20 protein-coding genes and 4 tRNA genes are annotated in these 19,723 nt (G+C 55.1%); 14 read left to right on the top strand and 10 right to left on the bottom strand.

Features of this window, described 5'->3' with window-relative positions:
* Positions 1–84: 84 nt before the first annotated feature.
* Entirely contained in the window at positions 85–381 is a 297-nt protein-coding gene (locus YERSI8AC_RS14945; protein WP_008959540.1) for an integration host factor subunit beta, read from the bottom strand.
* 206 nt (positions 382–587) lie between these two features.
* Between YERSI8AC_RS14945 and YERSI8AC_RS14940 the strand changes: the two genes are divergently transcribed.
* Both YERSI8AC_RS14940 and YERSI8AC_RS14935 read left to right on the top strand, forming a co-directional pair.
* Positions 588–881 (top strand): FAD assembly factor SdhE, encoded by a 294-nt coding sequence (locus YERSI8AC_RS14940; protein WP_022522904.1) that lies wholly within the window; start codon positions 588–590, stop codon positions 879–881.
* Positions 841–1,269, top strand: a complete 429-nt coding sequence (locus YERSI8AC_RS14935) for a hypothetical protein (protein WP_236557305.1) — start codon at positions 841–843, stop codon at positions 1,267–1,269. The genes YERSI8AC_RS14940 and YERSI8AC_RS14935 overlap by 41 nt, the downstream gene beginning before the upstream one ends.
* Here YERSI8AC_RS14935 and nadB read toward each other — a convergent pair.
* The 7 genes from nadB to uvrY form a co-directional block, all read right to left on the bottom strand.
* Positions 1,266–2,873, bottom strand: a complete 1,608-nt coding sequence (nadB, locus tag YERSI8AC_RS14930; protein ID WP_159177000.1) for an L-aspartate oxidase — start codon at positions 2,871–2,873, stop codon at positions 1,266–1,268. The two genes, YERSI8AC_RS14935 and nadB, sit on opposite strands and share 4 nt — an antisense overlap.
* A gap of 270 nt (positions 2,874–3,143) precedes the next feature.
* Positions 3,144–3,230: transfer RNA gene (locus YERSI8AC_RS14925), tRNA-Leu, on the bottom strand.
* Between the two features lie 68 nt (positions 3,231–3,298).
* Positions 3,299–3,372: transfer RNA gene (locus YERSI8AC_RS14920), tRNA-Cys, on the bottom strand.
* 11 nt (positions 3,373–3,383) lie between these two features.
* Positions 3,384–3,458 (bottom strand) — tRNA-Gly (locus tag YERSI8AC_RS14915).
* An 84-nt stretch (positions 3,459–3,542) separates the two neighbouring features.
* On the bottom strand, positions 3,543–4,091 hold the full coding sequence (gene pgsA / locus YERSI8AC_RS14910) for a CDP-diacylglycerol--glycerol-3-phosphate 3-phosphatidyltransferase (protein ID WP_022522907.1): 549 nt from the start codon (positions 4,089–4,091) through the stop codon (positions 3,543–3,545).
* 95 nt (positions 4,092–4,186) lie between these two features.
* Positions 4,187–6,001, bottom strand: coding sequence for an excinuclease ABC subunit UvrC (uvrC, locus tag YERSI8AC_RS14905; protein ID WP_009288006.1), 1,815 nt, complete (start codon positions 5,999–6,001; stop codon positions 4,187–4,189).
* A gap of 41 nt (positions 6,002–6,042) precedes the next feature.
* A complete protein-coding gene (uvrY, locus tag YERSI8AC_RS14900; RefSeq protein ID WP_009288007.1) occupies positions 6,043–6,693 on the bottom strand; it encodes a UvrY/SirA/GacA family response regulator transcription factor in 651 nt (216 codons plus the stop codon).
* Positions 6,694–6,889: 196 nt separating this feature from the next.
* Here uvrY and YERSI8AC_RS14895 point away from each other — a divergent pair.
* Positions 6,890–6,965 (top strand) — tRNA-Ala (locus YERSI8AC_RS14895).
* A gap of 73 nt (positions 6,966–7,038) precedes the next feature.
* Here the strand turns inward: YERSI8AC_RS14895 and argF are convergent.
* Complete coding sequence (gene argF, locus YERSI8AC_RS14890; protein WP_159176999.1) at positions 7,039–7,959, bottom strand: ornithine carbamoyltransferase; 921 nt, start codon at positions 7,957–7,959, stop codon at positions 7,039–7,041.
* A gap of 261 nt (positions 7,960–8,220) precedes the next feature.
* On the opposite strand from argF, the gene grxD reads away from it, so the two are divergent.
* The 8 genes from grxD (at position 8,221) to YERSI8AC_RS14850 (ending at position 14,336) form a co-directional block, all read left to right on the top strand.
* Positions 8,221–8,571, top strand: a complete 351-nt coding sequence (gene grxD / locus YERSI8AC_RS14885) for a Grx4 family monothiol glutaredoxin (RefSeq protein ID WP_022522910.1) — start codon at positions 8,221–8,223, stop codon at positions 8,569–8,571.
* A 162-nt stretch (positions 8,572–8,733) separates the two neighbouring features.
* Entirely contained in the window at positions 8,734–10,752 is a 2,019-nt protein-coding gene (gene dnaX / locus YERSI8AC_RS14880) for a DNA polymerase III subunit gamma/tau (protein WP_159176998.1), read from the top strand.
* A 75-nt stretch (positions 10,753–10,827) separates the two neighbouring features.
* Positions 10,828–11,154: a YbaB/EbfC family nucleoid-associated protein gene (locus tag YERSI8AC_RS14875; protein ID WP_022522912.1), complete on the top strand. Its 327-nt coding sequence runs from the start codon at positions 10,828–10,830 to the stop codon at positions 11,152–11,154.
* A gap of 3 nt (positions 11,155–11,157) precedes the next feature.
* Entirely contained in the window at positions 11,158–11,763 is a 606-nt protein-coding gene (gene recR / locus YERSI8AC_RS14870; RefSeq protein ID WP_009288010.1) for a recombination mediator RecR, read from the top strand.
* Positions 11,764–11,810: 47 nt separating this feature from the next.
* Positions 11,811–12,944, top strand: a complete 1,134-nt coding sequence (gene rnd / locus YERSI8AC_RS14865; RefSeq protein ID WP_035537978.1) for a ribonuclease D — start codon at positions 11,811–11,813, stop codon at positions 12,942–12,944.
* Complete coding sequence (locus YERSI8AC_RS14860; protein WP_159176997.1) at positions 12,944–13,258, top strand: YcgL domain-containing protein; 315 nt, start codon at positions 12,944–12,946, stop codon at positions 13,256–13,258. Before rnd ends, YERSI8AC_RS14860 begins: the two co-directional genes overlap by 1 nt.
* 12 nt (positions 13,259–13,270) lie before the next feature.
* Positions 13,271–13,849: an acyl carrier protein phosphodiesterase gene (locus YERSI8AC_RS14855; protein ID WP_009288012.1), complete on the top strand. Its 579-nt coding sequence runs from the start codon at positions 13,271–13,273 to the stop codon at positions 13,847–13,849.
* 31 nt (positions 13,850–13,880) lie between these two features.
* Entirely contained in the window at positions 13,881–14,336 is a 456-nt protein-coding gene (locus tag YERSI8AC_RS14850; RefSeq protein ID WP_041159210.1) for a YcgN family cysteine cluster protein, read from the top strand.
* A gap of 15 nt (positions 14,337–14,351) precedes the next feature.
* On the opposite strand, the gene YERSI8AC_RS14845 is transcribed toward YERSI8AC_RS14850, so the two are convergent.
* Positions 14,352–16,454, bottom strand: coding sequence for a S9 family peptidase (locus YERSI8AC_RS14845; RefSeq protein WP_159176996.1), 2,103 nt, complete (start codon positions 16,452–16,454; stop codon positions 14,352–14,354).
* A 62-nt stretch (positions 16,455–16,516) separates the two neighbouring features.
* Here YERSI8AC_RS14845 and YERSI8AC_RS14840 point away from each other — a divergent pair, with 62 nt between their 5' ends.
* The 3 genes from YERSI8AC_RS14840 to YERSI8AC_RS14830 all read left to right on the top strand — a co-directional run bounded on the left by YERSI8AC_RS14840 (position 16,517) and on the right by YERSI8AC_RS14830 (position 19,668).
* A complete protein-coding gene (locus YERSI8AC_RS14840) occupies positions 16,517–16,942 on the top strand; it encodes a hypothetical protein (RefSeq protein ID WP_022522917.1) in 426 nt (141 codons plus the stop codon).
* A 63-nt stretch (positions 16,943–17,005) separates the two neighbouring features.
* The gene (locus YERSI8AC_RS14835) at positions 17,006–17,785 is read left to right on the top strand and encodes a class II glutamine amidotransferase (protein ID WP_027958452.1); all 780 of its coding nucleotides are present in this window, start codon (positions 17,006–17,008) and stop codon (positions 17,783–17,785) included.
* Positions 17,786–17,997: 212 nt separating this feature from the next.
* Positions 17,998–19,668, top strand: coding sequence for an AMP-binding protein (locus YERSI8AC_RS14830; RefSeq protein WP_159176995.1), 1,671 nt, complete (start codon positions 17,998–18,000; stop codon positions 19,666–19,668).
* The last annotated feature ends 55 nt before the right edge of the window (positions 19,669–19,723 follow it).

The raw sequence follows: 19,723 nt of genomic DNA, 5'->3' as shown, positions 1-19,723 counted from the left end.
TTTCCTAGTCTGTGACGTTCACGGTAGCGCTATTGTGTACGACTCAAGCAGCGACGTCATCCCACAGAAATTAATAGTCGCGTTTTAGTAGCCTAGTGCTCTACTTGCGTCTACCTGCTCGCGTAGCTCCTTGCCAGGCTTGAAGTGCGGCACATACTTACCTTCCAAATCGACTGCATCGCCTGTTTTTGGGTTGCGCCCTACCCGCGGCTCCCGATAGTGCAGTGAAAAACTGCCGAAACCACGGATTTCAACGCGACCGCCGCTAGCTAGAGAATCCGTCATGTCGTCCAGGATAATACGCACCGCCGTTTCAACATCTTTGGCGGATAACTCCGGCTGACGCATCGCAATTTGTTCGATTAATTCAGATTTAGTCATCGGTTGGCTCCCTGCGAACATTGAAGGCCGTGACGCGCTCTCGACCTCGCTAACATCAAATTCAGCATACTGCGCAATTCAATATAAAACAATTCAGATAAAACAAGGTTCTACACTCTTTAATAGCATAGGCGATGGAGGGCGCTGGCGCGACCCCACAGCTTAGGTATACTGGCCTTTCATTTATATAACTGGAGCGGCTGACGTTGAACGACGATAATTCCCCAGCAGCCATTTTGCGCAAACGGCTTTACTGGCACTCCCGGCGCGGTATGTGGGAGCTTGACCTGCTGCTTATTCCATTTCTTGAACAGCGTTTTGACCATCTTGGCGAAGCGGATCAACTGGCCTACCAGCAGCTCATTGAAGGCGAGGATCAGGATCTTTTTGTCTGGCTGATGCACCGAGAGTGGCCCGAGGAGCCTAGCCAGCGGCGTATCGTACAAATGATCGTTGAACATGCTGAAACCACCGATAATTCTGCCTATCGTACCCTCTAAGTATTGGCTACTAGCCCAATGTGGGCTGTTGATCGGGATAGTAGCGCTGAGCTATTGGATAGGGGGCACGCCAGCGGCGGTGGCGATAACGGTGTTAGGCGTTGTCCTTGGATGGCGCGGCTATCTTCGTCAACCCAAAGGCGTGCTCTCGCTTACGTCGACGGCGCCACAAGTTCAAGGTCGTTGGCTGCGCGAGTCGCAGTCTGAAGAGGGGGCTCTCACGCGAAATGAGGCTCTGGGCGATACGGATCGAGTACGCTGTGACTATCTAGGGCCCTGGTTAATAGGGCTTTATGTGGGTAAGCAGCGGGTTTGGCTCTGGCCTGATAGCGCGCCTCAACAAAGCTTGCGTGAGGTGCGCAAGCTCTTTCATCGTCCGGGCCGCTAGCGGTTTGTTGCTAACGCGTCTGTTAAGTCGTTCATCGCAAGCGAAGAAGCAACGGCTTCAGGCTGCCGGCTAGGCCAGTCGGTGGAGTAATGCAGTCCGCGTGACTCATGCCGCTGCTGAGCGGCGAGAACAGTCAATAGTGCTAGCTGTAGGGTCTGGTGCAGGCGTTTGCCTTCCGGGGCTGTTAGGGCTCCCTGAATCTCTTCCACGCTGTTTAGCAGTGACTTCAAGTGCGTCAGGGCAGTACTTAGCCCGGTGGCGCTGCGCACAATGGAGACATGCTGGCTCATGGTGGTGCGCATTTGTTGGCGTATATCGCTGAGCACTGCCTTGGGTAAGACAGTCGCCGCAGCCTGCGCCGGGGGCTGAAATCCGCTACCGCTGGTCGTTTGGCCGTGCTGTTCCACGTCGGCTAACAGCGCTTGTGCACAGCTGCGGGCAAATACCAAGCACTCTAACAGCGAGTTGCTGGCCATACGGTTGGCGCCATGAAGCCCCGTGCAGGCGGTTTCACCGATGGCATAGAGGTTGGCAACGCTCGTGGCGCCTTGCAAGTTGGTGGCGACACCGCCGCAGCTATAATGGGCGGCAGGCACCACGGGGATAGCCTGCTGGGTGATATCAATCCCCCGGCAGGCACAGTGCGCCAGAATAGTGGGGAAGTGGTGGCGAATTGCCTTTTCACCTAAATGGCGAATATCCAACCACACGTGGCCCAGAGCGCTGCACTGTATTTCGGCATCAATGGCGCGGGCGACGACATCCCGCGGGGCTAGCTCCGCACGCTTATCCAGCGCCAACATGAAACGCTCTCCCGCCTCATTGAGCAGATGCCCGCCTTCACCACGAACCGCCTCACTTATCAAAAACGCCGGGCCTTCGGGGTCAAACAGGCAGGTTGGATGAAACTGTTGAAACTCTAGATTCATTAACCGAGCACCCAGCTCTGCAGCCATCATCATGCCTTCGCCGCTACTGGGAGCGGGCGTAGTGGTGTGGCGGTAAAGGCCGCTTGCGCCGCCGGTTGCCAATACGGTTTTGCGCGCAGTGAGCGAGTGCCACTGGTGGTTGGCATCGCTGCCATAGGCGCCGCGGCAGGCACCTTGGGAATCTTGTAGCAGACCAACCACCGTTAGGTCGTTGCGCTGGGTGATATTGGGGTGCTGTGCTACTTTGGCTACAAGCGTATCCACCACGGCGCGGCCGGTGGCATCATCCGCGTGGATAATCCGACGTGCGTTGTGGCCGCCTTCTCGGGTTAAATGATATGGGTAACGTGCTGCAGGGTCGTTCTCGGGGGTAAAGGGAACGCCCTGATCAATCAACCACTGAATAGCAGCGGGCCCATGGGTAACGGTAAAGCGAACGGCCTCGATATCGCATAGACCATCGCCAGCCACCAAGGTGTCATTGATATGCGCGTCGAGGTCGTCATCAGGCGAGAGCACGGCGGCAATGCCGCCTTGAGCCCAGCGGCTGGCGCCTTGATCATCTTGTGCAGGGCGAACCAGCGTCACGGACCTGTGGTCAGCCACTTCCAAGGCAAGGGTGAGCCCAGCGACGCCGCCGCCAATGATAAGTACATCGGATGTTGGCGTGCTCATGGTGCCCGCTCCCTCTTGATACTGATCGAAATATTGCAAACCCTAAACGTCACTAGCTTCGTCGCGCGCGAAAAGTTAGAAGGCAGGCATCATAGCGCGGCGATTAGCGTTTAGCGATGCTTTGGCTTAAGAAATGAGTGATATTCGGGGAGACAATTGCGCGATGTTCAAGTACGCGAATAGGCGCAGTAAAAGGCTTCGTAAAGAAAGCCGATACAGGAAATAAATGACTGAAGAAGAAAAGCTGGAGGGGAAGTAAAACAACAGAAGTGGTGCCCGGAGCCGGACTTGAACCGGCACGGGGTTGCCCCCGAGAGATTTTAAGTCTCTTGCGTCTACCGATTTCGCCATCCGGGCTATACATCACAAAAAATCACATCGCAATGCTGTTTCGTTCTGCTTAAAACACCACTGCTACACAAAGATGGAGGCTGGAGTCGGAATCGAACCGGCGTACACGGAGTTGCAGTCCGCTGCATAACCACTCTGCCATCCAGCCTCAAAAGTCGTTGGAGCGGGAAAGGAGATTCGAACTCCCGACCCTCGCCTTGGCAAGGCGATGCTCTACCACTGAGCTATTCCCGCTCGACTCGAGGGCGAATTATACGGATCGCCACCGTGTTGTCAATCAATGAATTAGCGTGTGTTCCTTATTTACTTATCAGCAGCTTACATGGAGCGGCTAAGATGCGGCCAGGCGGCTTTTAGGTACTGAATCATCGACCACAGCGTTAGGATAGCGGCGGTATATAGTACTACAACGCCTAACAGCGTAAATTCGTGCGTCGGTGGAAGCGCCAGCAAGATCAGCAGTGACACCATTTGCAGAGTGGTTTTAAGCTTGCCTATCCAAGAAACCGCCACCATGCCGCGTTTGCCCATTTCAGCCATCCACTCACGCAGCGCCGAAATGACAATTTCCCGCCCGATAATCACCAGCGCAGGGAGCGTCAGCACCAGGGTGTCGTAACGCTCGATCAATAGCGCTAGGGCGACGACCACCATGAGTTTGTCAGCCACTGGGTCTAAAAAAGCGCCAAAAGGCGTTGACTGATTCCAGCGTCGCGCTAAATAGCCATCCAGCCAGTCGGTAATGGAGGCCAGACCAAATAGACCGGCCGCCACGGGCATGCTCCAACTGAAGGGTAGATAAAACAGCACCACTAGCAGCGGAATAAAGGCGATTCTCGCCAGTGTCAGTATGTTGGGTATATTCATCGCAGAGAGCGATCCTTGCCGGAAAATCAGAGGATTCGAAGTGTCTGGCCTCATTCTATCCCCCTTGGCCGATGGCATCCATGCCAAACGGGCGTTTATCCGTTGAGTGCTCGGTAAATACTCTCGGCTAACGACGCATTAATGCCCGGTACGCGAGCGAGTTCATCGCGGCTGGCCTTTTGCACGCCCTGCAGGCCGCCGAAAAAGCGCAGTAATTCCCGTCGACGTTTGGGGCCAATGCCGGGGATATCTTGTAGGGTTGAAGTGCGTCGCGCTTTATCGCGCTGAGCGCGGTGGCCAGCAATGGCAAAACGGTGTGATTCATCACGAATATGCTGGATCAAGTGTAGGGCGGGGGAGGCAGGGTCCAAATCTAGCGGATTGTCCGCTGTTTCCACAAACAGGCTTTCAAGCCCCGCCTTACGCGTGGTGCCTTTGGCGACACCCAATAGAATGATGTTGACGATGTCGAGTTCTTTAAACACCTCGCGGGCCATATTGAGCTGGCCCTTGCCACCGTCGACGATCAGGATGTCAGGGGCGACTGCTTCACCGCTTTTCACGCGCTTAAGGCGTCGGGTTAGGGCCTGCTGCATGGCAGCGTAGTCATCACCGGCGGCTACCCCTTCAATGCGGAAATGGCGGTAATCGCTTTTGCGTGGGCCTTGATGATCAAACACCACGCAGGAGGCAACGGTCGCCTCGCCGTGGCTATGGCTGATGTCGAAACACTCCAGGCGTTGCGGTGTGTCCGCTAAGCCCAGCGCTTTCTGCAGGGCGGTAAAGCGTTGAGTGAGCTGGGTTTGGTTGGCCAGTTGAGAGGCTAGCTGCTGCTCAGCGTTGGTAATGGCGAGCTGTTGCCACTGGGCGCGGTGGCCGCGCACTTGGCTGGTAACGCGAATGCGCTTGCCCGCCTGTTGGGTCAGCGCTTCGGCAATCAGCTCGCTGTCGTCTAACGGGTGGCTGGTAATCACTTCGCTGGGCACGTTGTGCGGTTGACCGAAATAGTATTGGCTGACTACTTCGGTGAGCAGCGTTTCAAGCGGTAGATCCAGATCGTTTTTCGGCGTGTGATGACGCGCCCCCAGCAGGCGACCATCGCGCACGCTCAACACCGAAACGCCCAGTGCACCGGGGCGCTGGGCGAGGGCGAAAATATCCGCATCACCGCCGCCGGTGTCGACAAACTGGCGTTGCTGAAGCTGGCGCAGTTGCTGAACCTGGTCGCGAAGACGGGCGGCCTCCTCGAAGTTGAGTGCCTGGCTGGCCTTTTCCATCGCCTCCATCAGTTCTTGAGTAACACTCTCACTTTTGCCTTCCAGGCACATCACTGCGTGTTCGAGGTCGCGGCGGTAGTCTTCGGCGGAGATATAGTCGACGCAGGGAGCGCTACAGCGATGAATCTGATACTGCAAGCAGGGGCGTGAGCGATGGGCAAAGACGCTGTCCTCGCAGTTGCGAATATGAAATATCTTTTGCATCAGCGCCAAGCTTTCACGCACGGCTCCGCTGCTAGGGTAGGGGCCTAGGTAGCGACCATCGTCGCTGCGCTGACGGGCGCGCTTATACTCAAGTGCCGGGTAAGGATGGCGGTCGGTGACAAAGACAAACGGGTAGGACTTATCGTCGCGCAGTAAAATGTTATAAGGCGGACGCAATTGTTTGATCAGCGTCTGTTCGAGCAGAAGGGCTTCAGTTTCCGTGCGGGTGACGGTGACCTGAACGTCGGCGATACGCCCCACCATGGCCTGGGTTTTGGTATTCAGTTGACCACGGAAATAGCTGGCTAGGCGTGCCTTTAAGCGCTTGGCTTTGCCCACATAGAGCGTATTGCTTTGCTCATCAAGCATGCGGTAAACCCCTGGCGAGGAGCTTACCGAGCTCAAGAACTGTTTTGAATCAAAGGTCATATTAGCGTGTCGGTACCCGATAACAGCAGGGAAGATAGGGGTTATATTTGGGTGGCGTCAAACCCCTCGACCAGCCCGTGACGGAGCGCTAAGTGAGTAAGCTCGACGTCGGTGGCAACCTGTAGTTTATCAAAGAGTCGGTAACGATAGGTGTTTACCGTTTTAGGGCTTAAGTGCAGGCGATCGGAGATATCTTGCACTCGCTGGCAGTTAACGATCATCAGGGCAATCTGTAGCTCACGGTGGGAGAGGTGGCTAAACGGATTATCTTCCTCGGTGAAGTGCGAAAGCGCCAGGCGTTGGGCAATTTCCTGACTGACATAGCGGCGGCCATGAAACACTTGGCGAATGGCATCGGTCATTTCTATCGCATCTGCACCTTTGCTTAAAAAGCCTGAAGCACCTGCTTCAAGCATGCGGCGCAGCACGCTGTCTTCCATATGCGCGGTCAAGATCAAGACCTTCACGTCTTCCATGTTGCGGTGAATGCGTCGAGTGGCTTCGAGCCCGCCTATGCCCGGCATGCGAATATCCATCAACACGATGTCGGGTTTTAAATGGCGACACTGTGTTACTGCACTTTCGCCATCGTCGACCTCGCCCACAATTTTAATGTCACACTCTTCATTTAGCAGGTGAGCAATGCTAGTTCTTACTAGGTGATGATCATCGGCGATAAGTACACTGATCAATGGACAGGCTCCTGCTTGGAAACATCATGGACTCAGGCGTTGGCCTTGGACACTACTCTATCTTGTTAACTATATGTGCATATAGAGTGCCACAGCTAACGACAAAGGAGAATTAGTTGTCCGCTGCTGATGTAAAAACTTGACCGCGGTAAATGTTCACCGTAGTATCCGCCTCGCTGTTGGAAAGACAGCACGTGGGGCCTTAGCTCAGCTGGGAGAGCGCAACACTGGCAGTGTTGAGGTCAGCGGTTCGATCCCGCTAGGCTCCACCAACAAAAATTTCACCCAATATTAGAAAAAAGCCTCGTTGTTTAAACGAGGCTTTTTTTGTTTGCAGTAAATCGTTTATTCAGTGACCTTACCCAGAAGCAAAAATTCGATCAACGCTTTTTGTGCATGCAGGCGGTTGCCTGCTTCCTGCCAAACCACGGCACGTGGGTCGTCGAGCAGCGTGTGGCTGATCTCTTCTCCGCGATGGGCAGGCAGGCAGTGCAGGAAGAGGACGTCTTGGTCTGCCTGATCGAGCATGGCTTCAGTAACTTGGAAACCTGCGAAGTCGGCTTCACGTTTCGCCTGCTCCTCCTCTTGGCCCATGGAGGCCCAAACGTCGGTAGTGATCAGGTCGACGTGCTTTACCGCTTCCTGAGGGTCGTGCATCAGCGTTACTTGATCGCCAGCGGCCGCCATAATATCGGCTCGGGGCTCGTAGCCTTTCGGGCAGCAAATGCGCAGATGGAAACCGAATTGGCGAGCGGCATTGATCCAGGAGTGGCACATGTTGTTACCATCACCAATCCACACTGCTGTGCGTCCCTTTACGCTGCCGCGTAGCTCAGTCCAGGTCATCACGTCGGCAAGTAGCTGGCAGGGGTGGTAGTCATCGCTTAAGGCGTTAATCACCGGTACGCTGCTGGCGCTGGCGTAGGTTTTCAGCCCAGCGTGGGAGAAGGTGCGAATCATCACCGCATCGACCATTTCAGACAGTACGCGAGCGGTGTCTTCAATTGGTTCGCCACGACCCAGCTGAGTATCGCGGGGGGAGAGAAAGAGTGCATGGCCGCCAAACTGTGCCATTCCCGTTTCAAACGAAACCCGTGTACGCGTCGATGATTTTTCAAAGATCATCGCCAGGGTACGGTTGGGGAAGGGTGTGTAAACAGGACCTTGGGCTTTTAGATTAGTTTTGATCGTAATAGCACGCTGGATCAAATAGTCCAGCTCATCTGGGGTCAAATCTAGCAAGGTCAGGAAATGGCGTGTCGCCATAAGGGCTTCTCTCCGCGCAAAAACACTATCCTAGCTATGCTGCAGGGGATGCGCAACGCGAACGGCATGCGTAGAATGCCATATACACGTTAAAGCCGAGCGCTCTACTCAGGTACTATTCTAAGTACGATTTCTTAAGTACTAGTCTCAAGTACCCATTACAAGGGCTAGGTTTTAGAATCAGGTTCAAGGATCTGGTTCAAAGGCTAAGCCTAGTAGATGAGTGAGAGGGCATCGGTCATCAATAAGCGAGGAAATAGTATGAGCACAACTGCCGAAAACATTCAGCGTCAAATTAGCGAAAATCCGATCCTGATTTACATGAAAGGTTCGCCCCAACTGCCTCAGTGTGGGTTTTCTGCCCAGACCGTCCAAGCGCTTATGAGCTGTGGCGAGCGTTTTGCGTTCGTTAACGTTCTGGATAATCCGGATATTCGCGCCGAGCTGCCCAAAATTGCTAACTGGCCGACCTTCCCACAACTGTGGGTAGAAGGCGAGCTGGTGGGTGGTTGCGACATCGTGGTTGAGATGCATCAAAGTGGCGAGCTGGAAAAGCTAGTAAAAGCCGCTGCTGAGCGTGCTGGTGCGGCGGAAGGTGGTGATAACGCCTAGGCGTTGTCTAAAATAGCCCGCTTTATTCAGGCGGTTGGCGGGCTGCGGTGCAACCGTTAGAATGGCGTTTGTTCTCGCATCGTCTTTGTTATGCATCGTGGCCTTTGCCCCGCGCTGGCTACAGCGTGGGGCAAGTCAGCCCGCCGAAGGAAGTACAGCTTCATGAGTTATCAGGTTCTGGCCCGTAAGTGGCGGCCTCGCACATTCCACGAACTCGTGGGCCAGGCCCATGTTCAACGCGCCTTGGTCAATGCCCTGGATCAGGGTCGTTTGCATCATGCCTACCTGTTTACGGGGACTCGCGGTGTGGGCAAAACCACCTTGGCGCGTATTCTTGCCAAGTGTTTGAACTGCACGGCTAACGGGCGTGGTGATGAGGGCATTACCTCTACACCGTGTGGGCAGTGCGATAGCTGTCAGGCAATTGATGAAGGGCGCTTTGTTGATCTTATTGAGGTCGATGCGGCGTCAAGAACCAAAGTAGAAGATACCCGGGAACTGCTGGACAATGTCCAGTATGCGCCTACCCAAGGGCGTTATAAGGTGTACCTGATCGATGAGGTGCACATGCTTTCCACCAGCAGTTTCAATGCGCTGCTGAAAACGCTGGAAGAGCCTCCCCCTCACGTTAAATTTCTGTTGGCGACCACCGATCCGCAAAAACTGCCGCCGACGGTACTTTCACGCTGTCTTCAATTTACCCTCAAACATATGCCACCAGAGCGCGTGGTGGAGCATCTCACCTATGTGTTGGGTGAAGAGGGCGTCGCTTTTGATGAAAGCGCCTTGTGGCTATTGGGTAAGGCGGCGGAAGGCTCAATGCGCGATGCCATGAGCCTCACCGACCAGGCTATTGCGTTTGGCCAGGGGGCCGTTCGTCATGCGGATGTGGCCGCCATGCTGGGTACCCTGGATCATCGCCATATTCTTGGGCTGGCAGAATCTCTGGCCGATGTGGATGTACAGCGCCTGCTCTCCGAAGTGGCCGAATTAGCCGAGCAAGGCCCGGACTTTGCCGCGGTGTTGGATGAGCTATCGAGCATACTGCACCGCTTGGCAGTAGCGCAGATGGTGCCGGATGCCGTGGATAACAGCCACGGTGATCGTGATGCTATCCTGCAGCTAGCAAGCCGCTTCACTGCTGAAGACATTCAGCTCTATTACCAAATTGGTATTCAGGGGCGTGGGGACATGGTGCACGCTCCTGATCTGCGCAGCGCGTTAGAGATGACGTTGCTGCGTATGTTGGCATTTCGCCCTCAGGGTGTACCGAAACCGCCGCGTACCCCGCTACCGCTTCGCCGCGAGCCTTCTCAATCGGCAGCGACCGAAACGAGTGCCCAAGTAGCAGAGACGCCATCACCGGCGCCGCAGCCCTCGCCAGCAGCTGATGCAAAGCCAGAAGTCCATTCCACACCAGGCGCTCAGCCTGAAACGCCATTAGAGCCAAGCCCTGAGCAGACAGCGCCTGCCGCTGAAGAGGAGCCGCTGCTGCAAGAGCCACCGCCTTGGGCAGTCGAAGCGGATACGCAAGCGTCTGAGGTGGAAGCTCCCCAGCAAGCCCCTGAGCCAGAGGCTATGTCTGAATCAGAACTCGTTACTGAGCCCAAGCCTGTTACTGAGCCAGTGCCAGCCTCAGCGCCTTCACCCGATGCCGCGCCCCAAACGGTGGAGCCCTCAACGGCTGCAGCGCAAGAAGCTGAACCAGAGGTCGTTCCAGGAGCCCTGTTAGAAACCCTGCCAGAAGCCTTGCCAGAAAGCCGGCCGGACATTCAGTCCGGCAAGCTGGATAATGCGCAGTGGTTGCAGTGTTTTGATTCTCTTGGCTTGGGTGGCTTAACCCGTAATTTGGCGGGCAACTGCCTGGTCGAGAGTGACGACGGTACGCTGCTTACGCTGCGCCTCGACCCCAGCCAAGAGGCCATGCAGGCGGAAGTACATCAAACCCGCATTGAGCGGGCGCTAAAAGAGCAGGGCATGCCAAGGCGAATAGCGTTTTACGTTGCCGAGTTGTCTAATAGCCTTGAGACGCCACGGCAGCGCGAAGAGCGTCTTAATAAAGAGCGTCATGCCCAGGCGGTTGATCTACTCAATCACGACCCCCATGTACAAAAGTTACAGCAGGCGTTTGGGGCAAAGCTGATAGAATCCAGCGTAAAGCCTGCCAACGCTATGCGCTAAGCTCATTTTCTAGACGCGTGATAGAAACACTCGTTTTAGCTATACCTTTTAACTACGTATGTTGGAGATCAGACCATGCTTAAAGGTGGAATGGGCAACTTAATGAAGCAAGCCCAAGAGATGCAGGAAAAAATGCAGCAAGCCCAGGAAGAGGTCGCCAAAGCCGAAGTCCAGGGTGAGGCGGGTGCCGGTATGGTCAAGGTCACCATGAACGGTCGCCATGACGTTTCAAACGTGACCATTGACCCCAGCGTCATGGAAGAGGACAAAGAGTTGCTGGAAGATTTGCTAGCCGCGGCGGTCAATGACGCAGTGCGCAAATTGGAAGTCAGTTCTAAACAGAAAATGGAAGAAGCGACGGCAGGTTTGAACCTTCCGCCCGGCTTTAAGATGCCGTTCTAAGCAATGCGTTTTTCTCCTCTCGTTGAGCAGTTAATGGATGCGTTTCGCGTATTGCCAGGCGTTGGGCCCAAAACGGCTCAGCGCATGGCGATGCATTTGCTTGAGCGTGAGCGTCCTGGAGGGCAGCGTCTGGCGGCGGTTATTCAACAAGCGATCGATGAAGTTGGATACTGCCAGCGCTGCCGCACGCTCACTGAAGCAGAGATCTGCATGCTGTGTGAAAGCCCGCGGCGCGATGATGCACTACTTTGCGTGGTGGAGTCGCCTGCCGATCAATTGGCGATTGAAGAAGCCGGTGGTTTTAAGGGGCGCTATTTTGTGCTCCACGGGCACCTTTCGCCGCTAGATGGCGTGGGGCCTGAGTCGATCGGTTTAGACTTACTGGAAGCGCGTGTTGCAGAAGGGCTCATCGAAGAGGTGGTGTTGGCGACTAACCCCACCATCGAAGGTGAAGCGACCGCCCATTATATTGCTTCGCTACTAGCAGAACACGGTGTCAAACTCTCGCGGCTTGCCTATGGCGTTCCCATGGGTGGAGAGCTGGAGTACGTAGATGGCGGCACTTTGAGCCGTGCATTTAATGGTCGCTTGCCGTTTGCCAGTGAATAAGCCTACCTAAAACGCAAATGCTTTAGTATTTGCGCCAACCTGGAAGAATGCTTTTGTCCTCTCTGACCCCCTCTTATCAATGGCTTGATACTCCAGAGGCGCTCGATGCAGCGTGTGAGCAAGTAGCCGATGCTTCTGTAATTGCTCTGGATACCGAGTTTTTCCGAGAGAACACGTTCTTTCCAGTGCCGGCTTTGGTTCAATTCACCGCGGGGGAAGAGGCTTATCTGATTGATCCGGTAGCCGTCCCGTGTACTGATAAATTCCGAGCCCTGCTGCAAAATAGTGCTATCAAGTTACTGCACGCCTGCAGCGAAGATCTAGAAGTCTTCCAGCACTGGGCAGGTGTATTGCCGGAACCGTTAATCGATACTCAGGTAGTACAAGGATTTTTAGGCGAAAATCCTGGAATGGGGTATCAAAAGCTGGTCGAATTTTGGGTCGGCGAAACCCTGCCTAAGGAAGAGACCCGCTCAAACTGGCTATTACGCCCGCTGTCGCCTGCGCAGTGCCAGTACGCCGCTCTGGATGTGATCTATTTGTTAAAAGTCTGGACGCTCCAGGCTGAAAAACTCGCCATGTTGGGGCGGCGTGAATGGGTAGACGCTGAGTGTGCTAGCTTAATTGAACAGGCGGGCCGCAGCGTCGATAACGACCAGCAGTGGTATACCCGTCAACGCCAATTGTGGCGCTTAACGCCCCGGCAAATGGAAGCGTATCGGCTAATGACCACCTGGCGTGAAGGCGAGACACGCCGTCGTGACTTGCCGCGCAACTGGTTGATTAGCGACAAGCTGCTATTTGCGATCGCCGAAAAGATGCCCAGTAATCGCTTCGAGCTCGCTGAGGTGGAAGGCGTTAAACCGATGCTGATCAAAAAAGAGGGCGACGCACTGCTGGCAATGGTCAAACAGGCCCAGCACTGTGATGAAGAGGCGCTGCCCAAGCGTTGGCCAGACCCCATGCACCCGACGTTCAAATCACGCTTTAAAGCACTCAAGAAGGCGGTAACCGCTAAAGCTAATGACTTGGGTGTGGCACCGGAAATGCTCATGCGCCGCCGTGATATTGAAACACTGGTGATGCAGGACTTGGCAGGGGAACCTCTCACCTGGCCGACCGGTTGGCGTGGCGAATGTCTGAATGGCGCGTTGGCCCAGGCCCTTGAGGAGCGAGCATAATGAGCGACAAGCTGATTTGCGAGGTTTTTAAAAGCTCGCGTAAAGATGAAATGTATTTATATGTCGATAAGCGTCAAGGATTTGCAGACGTCCCTGCGCAATTACTTGAAACCTTCGGCAAGCCTGTACCGGTGTTTACCATGCTGTTGACCGCAGACAAAAAATTGTCACGGGTTAATGCGGCAGACGTGGTGGAAGGGATTAAAGACAAAGGGTTCTACCTGCAAATGCCGCCGCCCAAAGAGGCTTATTTGCTCGACGTGCATCGTGCCCATGTGGCTTCGCGCTCTGATGCCCGTTATGACGAACAGTAGCGCCATCCGGCTATGAATTTTCTTGCCCATGCGTGGTTGGTGAGCGCTGGTAGCGATGATTTCCTCTACGGCAATTTAATTGCCGATGGCGTTAAGGGGCGCAATTTGGCCGATTGGCCTGCTGCTACTGCACTGGGCATTCGCCATCACCGTCGGGTGGATGCCTGGGTAGATAACCACCCTAGCGTTGTTAATGCACGGCGGCGTGCGCCAACAGGGCAGCGGCGCTATGCGGGGATAGCCCTGGATATGGTGTGGGATCATTTCCTGGCCCGTGATACGGCAGGGCAGGCGGATCAAGAAGCAATTGTTGAGCGCTGTTATCGACTGCTCTCCGCTCGTACCGCGCCGAACCGACTGGCCGGTATGATGCCGATTCTCGTCGAGCAGGACTGGCTAAGAGGCTATGCTGATTTTGCGTTTACCTGCCGGGCCGTTGCCGGGATTGGGCGGCGTTTGTCTGGCCCCAATCAGTTGGCTGCTTTAGTGCCTTGGCTGTACGACGATTATCAAGCGTTAGAGGCCGATTTCCAGACCCTATGGCCTGAACTATTGGCTGAATTAAGCCACCAAGATACACCCCCATCATAATGAGTTTTTCGTAATAATGAGCCAGGAGACGATGGAGACCGCAATGCGCGAACGTTTTTGGGAGCGCTTTACCCTCGAAGAGTTGACGCCCCAGGAGTGGGAAGCGTTATGCGATGGCTGTGGACAGTGCTGCCTGCTAAAGTTGCACGACGAGGATACTCAGGAGTTAGCAGTACTGAACGTGGCTTGTCGCTTGCTGGATATTCACAGCTGCCAGTGCAGCGATTATGCGAACCGCTTTGAAACCGTTCCCGACTGCACCCAACTGACGCCTGCCTTGGTTAAAGAGTTTACCTGGCTGCCGCAGAGCTGTGGTTACCGGCGGGTGGCTGAAGGGCGCAAGTTGGCGGGTTGGCATCCGCTGTTAAGCAATGATGCCGAGCGGGTTCACCGCAAAGGCGTCAGTGTACGCAGCTTTGCGGTGTCCCAAGATGAGGTGCCCGAGCAGCAATTGGAGTCGCATATTATTGCCGTGCTGCCGATGTAGTTCCCTTCTAGCACTTTACTCAGCAGTTGAAGGTGCTGGCGAGTGCAGTCCCAGCGCCCAGAGGATAAACGCGTCTTGGCGGGCGGTATCGCGCCACGCTTTGAACCGACCGGATGCGCCGCCGTGGCCACTGCTCATATCGGTACGCATCAGAATTGGCGCTGATCCCTGTTGCTGCTGGGACACCTGGGCATAGAACTTGGCGGGCTCCCAGTAGCTGACCCGGGTATCGAACCAACTGCCCTCAATCCACAGGGCGGGGTATGACTGCGCTTTAATATTATCGATAGGCGAGTAAGCGGCTATTCGCTCGGCGACCTCTGGTTCTTCAGGGTTGCCCCACTCGCTGTACTCCGCGGTCGTCAGAGGCAGCTCCGGGTTCTGCATCGTGCGCAGCACGTCTAAGAAGGGCACGTCTAGCAGAGCGGCGCAAAACTTTTCCGGGGCACGATTAATGCAGGTGCCGACCAGCAGCCCTCCAGCGCTGGCGCCATAGGCCGCTATGCGCTGTGAATCACTGACACCCTGCTCCACAAGCGCTTCCCGGGCGGCCAGGAAATCGTTAAAGCTGTTCTCCTTGTGGGCCATCTTGCCGTTTAAATACCAGGGTTCGCCGCGCTCGCCGCCACCACGCACATGAGCAACGGCAAAGGCCGCACCGCGCTCGAGCAGTTCCAGCCGGGCGATCGAGAACCAGGGGTCGAGAGCCTCACCGTAAGCGCCGTAGCCATACAGCAGCGTGGGTAAGGGCTGATCCGCCAGGTCGGCGCGCATCACCACCGATACGGGCACTTGCTCGCCATCGCTGCTGGTTGCCCAAAGGCGGCGGCTGACTAGCTGTTCAGGCTGTAAGTTGCCGTAAACAGGTACCCGCTTCAGTAGCGTCCGTTCGCCACTGGTTAGATCGAGTGAAAACCAGCTGGGCGGCTGGGTAAACGACTCTTCGCGAAGGCGCACTACCTGGGTATCGAAGTGCGGGGCATCTTCAAGCATCTGCGAACAGGGTTGTTCAGGCAGTGCCAGGGTCTCATCCAGGGTGCAGCTATGCTGGGCATCGAAAAGTAAACGCCGCAAACGCACTTGCGCCTGGGCATGGTCGCGCTCAGCCAGCATCAGCCCCCAAGAGAACGCATCAACGCCTTCCAGGGTGGCTTCTTCACGGTGGGCGATTAACGTTTGCCAATTCAATTGGGGCTGACCAAGCTGACTTTCGGGCAGAAAGTCGAGCTGGAAGTGAGCACCTGCCTGGTTATGCAGGCGGTAAAAGCTGCCTGGTCGGTGATCAATGCTGTACTCAACCCCCGCCTGGCGCTGCTGAATACACAGCGGGGCTGAATCAGGAGAGTGAGCGGCCAATAGGTGAATTTCACTGGTGTCTTTTGAGCCGCTTTCTAGCAGCAGCCACGACCGCGAGCGCGTTTTGCCAATACCGAGCCAAAACTCAGGATCCTCTTCCCGTAGCACCAATACTGGCTCATTTGCAGCATCAGGCTCCATCAGTGAAAGCGCAAGCCGCCAAACGCTGTCTGGGCGCTGAGTGTCGTCAAACCGCGTGAACAGCAGCGTCGCTGTAGTGGCAGTTTGATCTTCTGCCCAGCAAAGCCCCGCACCAATATCGCTTAATAGTTGCACGGGCGTTCCATTAGGCAGCGCTTTCAGCCACAGAGTAAAACGCTCGTCGCCTTGAGTATCTTCTGTCCAGGCCAACCACTGCTCATCGGGTGACAGCGCCATATCGCCCATGTCGTAAAAGTCGTGCTCGGCGGCACGGGCTCTAACGTCAAAAAAACATTCCTGTTGTTCAGGCTGGCGATTGGGGTGGCGCCACCAGCAGGGGTAATCATCCTCGGCACTGGTTTCGTTCCAGAACGTGAAGTGGTCAAGCGTTGTCTTAAGGCTGGTCACGGCTAATTCGCGGCGCGCCAGGTGGCTCTGGTATAACGCTTCCTCCAGCGGGGCAAGCGGGGCGAACCAATCGGCTTGTTGCTGGTTGGCGGCCTCTAAAAAGGCACTGACCTGTGGGTCGTCGCGCTCTTCTAACCAGTGCCATTGCGGGTCATTAGCGCGATAATAGTGTGCAGCGGGTAAGCCTGAAGGTATGCCTTGCTGTGCTTTCATAAATTGATAGGTACCATAACGGGAAATCAACGTCGGGTGAGTTCACCCATATGAGGGGTATTATGCTGTTTGCAAATTCAACGCCACTACTGTGGTTGAGTTATTACGGGCTGTCGCTGTTAGTGATTGTCGCGGTCTATTTTGCGTTCACTTTTCTGCCTCGCTTGCCACGTCTTGTGCTGACCTGGATGGTGGCAGGGGCAATATGGGCACCCGCCACTTTCCGGCTGCCGTTAATAGAAGAGGGTGAATTCTATACCGGTTGGGCACCTTCGGCGATGGTGGCGGCGGTTGGGTTTTTAGAAAACAACGGCGCAGCACTTCGTGGCGGGCTAATGTGGCTGGTGTTGGGGATGGCATTAGGCGCGCTGATTGGCGTTGCTCTGTGGTGGTGGCGCCGTCCTGGGGACGATGAGTATGTCGCCCAGGAAGAAGAGAGTGCCGATGAAAGCGAATCACCACGCCGTCGCGAACCGGTGATTGGTTAATGGCTGTGTTTAGGTTCCATGCTTTTGCAGAGAGCGCCGGGTGTCTATGTATTGGTAAAGCGTATGTGTGAACTGCTGGGTATGAGCGCCAATGTGCCCACCGATATCTGTTTTAGCTTTTCGGGCTTTTTGCATCGCGGTGGGGGCACCGGCCCTCATCGCGATGGTTGGGGAATTGCCTTCTACGAAGAGGGCGGTTACCGCGATTTTCGCGACCCCCATCCCTCCGTCGATTCCCCTATCGCCCGGCTAATTTGCGATTACCCGATTAAGTCCAATGTGGTGATCAGTCACATTCGCCAGGCCAACGTGGGGGGCGTAAAGCTTGCCAATACCCACCCTTTCACGCGCGAAATGTGGGGGCGACCCTGGTGTTATGCTCACAATGGGCAATTAAGTGGCTGGGAGCGTTTAGCGTTAGGAAACTACACCCCGGTTGGCAGCACCGATAGCGAGTACGCCTACTGCTGGTTAATGGGGGAGATTCGCCGTGAATTTCCTTGCCCGCCAGCAGATCCCACAACGCTGTGGGAGCGCTTGCACCAGCTATGTGAGCAGCTAAGAGCGCTGGGCGTGTTCAATATGCTGCTCTCCGATGGCGGCTATTTATATACATTTTGCGCCACGAAGCTTGCACATATTACCCGCTGCGCGCCCTTCGGCGAGGCGGAACTCTCCGACGCCGAGATGACGGTGAATTTTGCCGAACATACCACGCCTGACGACATCGTTTCAGTGATTGCCACTGAACCGCTCACGCACAATGAAGCCTGGCAGCGCATGGTGCCGGGTGAGCTATTGGTCTGGCGCGATGGAGAAATTCAGGCGCGTTACTGTCCATAAAGAAACGATCTACTAAATTGGAATGAGGGACGCAGCAGAAAATCAAGTGAGCCCGACTATGGGCTAAAGTTGAAACGTTAGTTTCAATCGATCGTTTTACAGCCTGTTAGAGGTCGTATATCGTTGGGCTTCTTAACCTATTTTTTCAGATAGAGCCTAGCGACAACAACAAGGTCGGTGACTTACGCCGACGCCAATAGCGGAGATTGCCCATGAGCGAACACGCCAACGCCGCCGTTTTACGTGGCCCAGCGCTTGAAGGGTTGGATCAGTACGATTCAGTCACGGATGTTTTTCATAACGCAGTAACACGCTTTAAGGACAAGCCAGCTTTTTCCTGTATGGGAAAAACGCTCTCTTTCGCTGATCTTGACCGCCTCTCTGCAGACTTTGCTGCATGGCTACAGCATGAAACCGACCTCGTTCCCGGTGATCGTATCGCCATCCAGTTGCCCAACGTACTGCAGTTTCCTGTGGCGGTATTCGGTGCACTGCGCGCAGGCTTGGTAGTGGTCAACACCAACCCGCTATATACCGAGCGGGAAATGGCCAACCAGTTCAAGGACTCCAACGCTAAAGCCATTGTGATTTTGGCTAATATGGCGGACAAGCTGGAGAAAGTGCTCGATAAAACAGATATCAAGCATGTGCTCGTCACCCAGCTAGCTGACTTGCACGATGTGCCCAAGCGCTGGTTAATCAATGCAGTGGTCAAGCACGTTAAGAAAATGGTGCCTGCTTATTCACTGCCCAGTGCGGTTGGCTTCCGTGATGCGCTAAAAAAAGGTGCCTCGCTAAGTCATACCGAGGTCAAGAGGAGCCCCGACGATTTAGCCGCGCTTCAATATACCGGTGGCACCACGGGTATGCCAAAAGGCGCAATGCTGACCCATCGCAATCTCATCGCCAATATGCTGCAAGCGCGGGAAGCGATTGGTACTCATCTGACCGATGGCGAAGAGCTGGTTATCGCACCGCTACCGGTTTATCACATCTATACCTTTACGGTTAACTGCCTGTTCCTAATGGAAACCGGTAACCACTCTTTGCTGATCACTAACCCTCGCGACCTGGATGGTTTTATCAAAGAGCTCAAGGGGCTGCCCTTTAGCGCTTTTATCGGCCTCAATACGCTGTTTAATGCGCTATGTAATCGCGACGATTTCAAGCAGCTCGATTTTTCCAAATTGAAGCTGACGATCTCCGGCGGCATGGCGCTGACCAAAGCAGCGGCGCAGCGTTGGGAAAAAACCACCGGTTGCCCAATTGCCGAGGGGTATGGTCTGACCGAGACTTCTCCCATTGTTAGCTTCAACCCGACCGATTCGATCCAACTGGGCACTATCGGTAAGCCCGTGGCGGGCACCGCGGTAAAAGTCGTCGACGCCGATGGCAACGACGTGGCATTGGGCGAGCCGGGAGAACTGTGCGTGCAAGGGCCACAGGTGATGAAAGGCTACTGGCAGCGTGAAGATGAAACCCGTGACGCCATCGATGAGGATGGCTGGTTTCGCACCGGCGACATCGCTGTGCTGCAGGATGATGGCTATATCCGCATCGTTGATCGCAAAAAAGATATGATCCTGGTCTCTGGCTTTAATGTTTATCCCAACGAAGTTGAAGATGTGGTGGCAGCCCACCCGGATGTGCTTGAGTCTGCCGCGGTCGGTGTGCCAGATGAAAATGCTGGCGAAGCCATCAAGCTGTTTGTGGTAAGTAAAAATGACCAGCTAGATGAAAAAACACTACGCGACTGGTGCAAAAAAGAGCTCACTGGCTACAAAGTGCCGAAATTCATAGAGTTTCGCGATGAGCTGCCCAAAACCAACGTGGGCAAAGTGCTCCGCCGCCAGCTGCGCGACGAAGAGCCCTCAAAAACGTAACTGTAGATGATGACTCGGCACTGTGGTTAGGCGTCGCGGAGCTGAAAGCGTTACA

The organism is Halomonas sp. 113, from assembly GCF_904067645.1.
GTDB classification, from domain to species: domain Bacteria; phylum Pseudomonadota; class Gammaproteobacteria; order Pseudomonadales; family Halomonadaceae; genus Vreelandella; species Vreelandella titanicae.
Note: the sequence above shows the minus strand (reverse complement) of the source record. Positions and strands in the feature narration are given on the sequence as shown.

Bases quoted from the DNA above. Each gene is read 5' to 3' on its own strand.
- pgsA (WP_022522907.1), bottom strand. From the start codon at position 4,091: ATGAATATACCCAACATACTGACACTGGCGAGAATCGCCTTTATTCCG.
- argF (WP_159176999.1), bottom strand. From the start codon at position 7,959: ATGGCGACACGCCATTTCCTGACCTTGCTAGATTTGACCCCAGATGAG.
- YERSI8AC_RS14855 (WP_009288012.1), top strand. From the start codon at position 13,271: ATGAATTTTCTTGCCCATGCGTGGTTGGTGAGCGCTGGTAGCGATGAT.
- YERSI8AC_RS14845 (WP_159176996.1), bottom strand. From the start codon at position 16,454: ATGAAAGCACAGCAAGGCATACCTTCAGGCTTACCCGCTGCACACTAT.
- YERSI8AC_RS14875 (WP_022522912.1), top strand. From the start codon at position 10,828: ATGCTTAAAGGTGGAATGGGCAACTTAATGAAGCAAGCCCAAGAGATG.
- YERSI8AC_RS14850 (WP_041159210.1), top strand. From the start codon at position 13,881: ATGGAGACCGCAATGCGCGAACGTTTTTGGGAGCGCTTTACCCTCGAA.
- YERSI8AC_RS14935 (WP_236557305.1), top strand. From the start codon at position 841: ATGCTGAAACCACCGATAATTCTGCCTATCGTACCCTCTAAGTATTGG.
- YERSI8AC_RS14840 (WP_022522917.1), top strand. From the start codon at position 16,517: ATGCTGTTTGCAAATTCAACGCCACTACTGTGGTTGAGTTATTACGGG.
- YERSI8AC_RS14860 (WP_159176997.1), top strand. From the start codon at position 12,944: ATGAGCGACAAGCTGATTTGCGAGGTTTTTAAAAGCTCGCGTAAAGAT.
- grxD (WP_022522910.1), top strand. From the start codon at position 8,221: ATGAGCACAACTGCCGAAAACATTCAGCGTCAAATTAGCGAAAATCCG.
- rnd (WP_035537978.1), top strand. From the start codon at position 11,811: ATGCTTTTGTCCTCTCTGACCCCCTCTTATCAATGGCTTGATACTCCA.
- dnaX (WP_159176998.1), top strand. From the start codon at position 8,734: ATGAGTTATCAGGTTCTGGCCCGTAAGTGGCGGCCTCGCACATTCCAC.
- nadB (WP_159177000.1), bottom strand. From the start codon at position 2,873: ATGAGCACGCCAACATCCGATGTACTTATCATTGGCGGCGGCGTCGCT.
- recR (WP_009288010.1), top strand. From the start codon at position 11,158: ATGCGTTTTTCTCCTCTCGTTGAGCAGTTAATGGATGCGTTTCGCGTA.
- YERSI8AC_RS14945 (WP_008959540.1), bottom strand. From the start codon at position 381: ATGACTAAATCTGAATTAATCGAACAAATTGCGATGCGTCAGCCGGAG.
- YERSI8AC_RS14830 (WP_159176995.1), top strand. From the start codon at position 17,998: ATGAGCGAACACGCCAACGCCGCCGTTTTACGTGGCCCAGCGCTTGAA.
- YERSI8AC_RS14835 (WP_027958452.1), top strand. From the start codon at position 17,006: ATGTGTGAACTGCTGGGTATGAGCGCCAATGTGCCCACCGATATCTGT.
- uvrC (WP_009288006.1), bottom strand. From the start codon at position 6,001: ATGACCTTTGATTCAAAACAGTTCTTGAGCTCGGTAAGCTCCTCGCCA.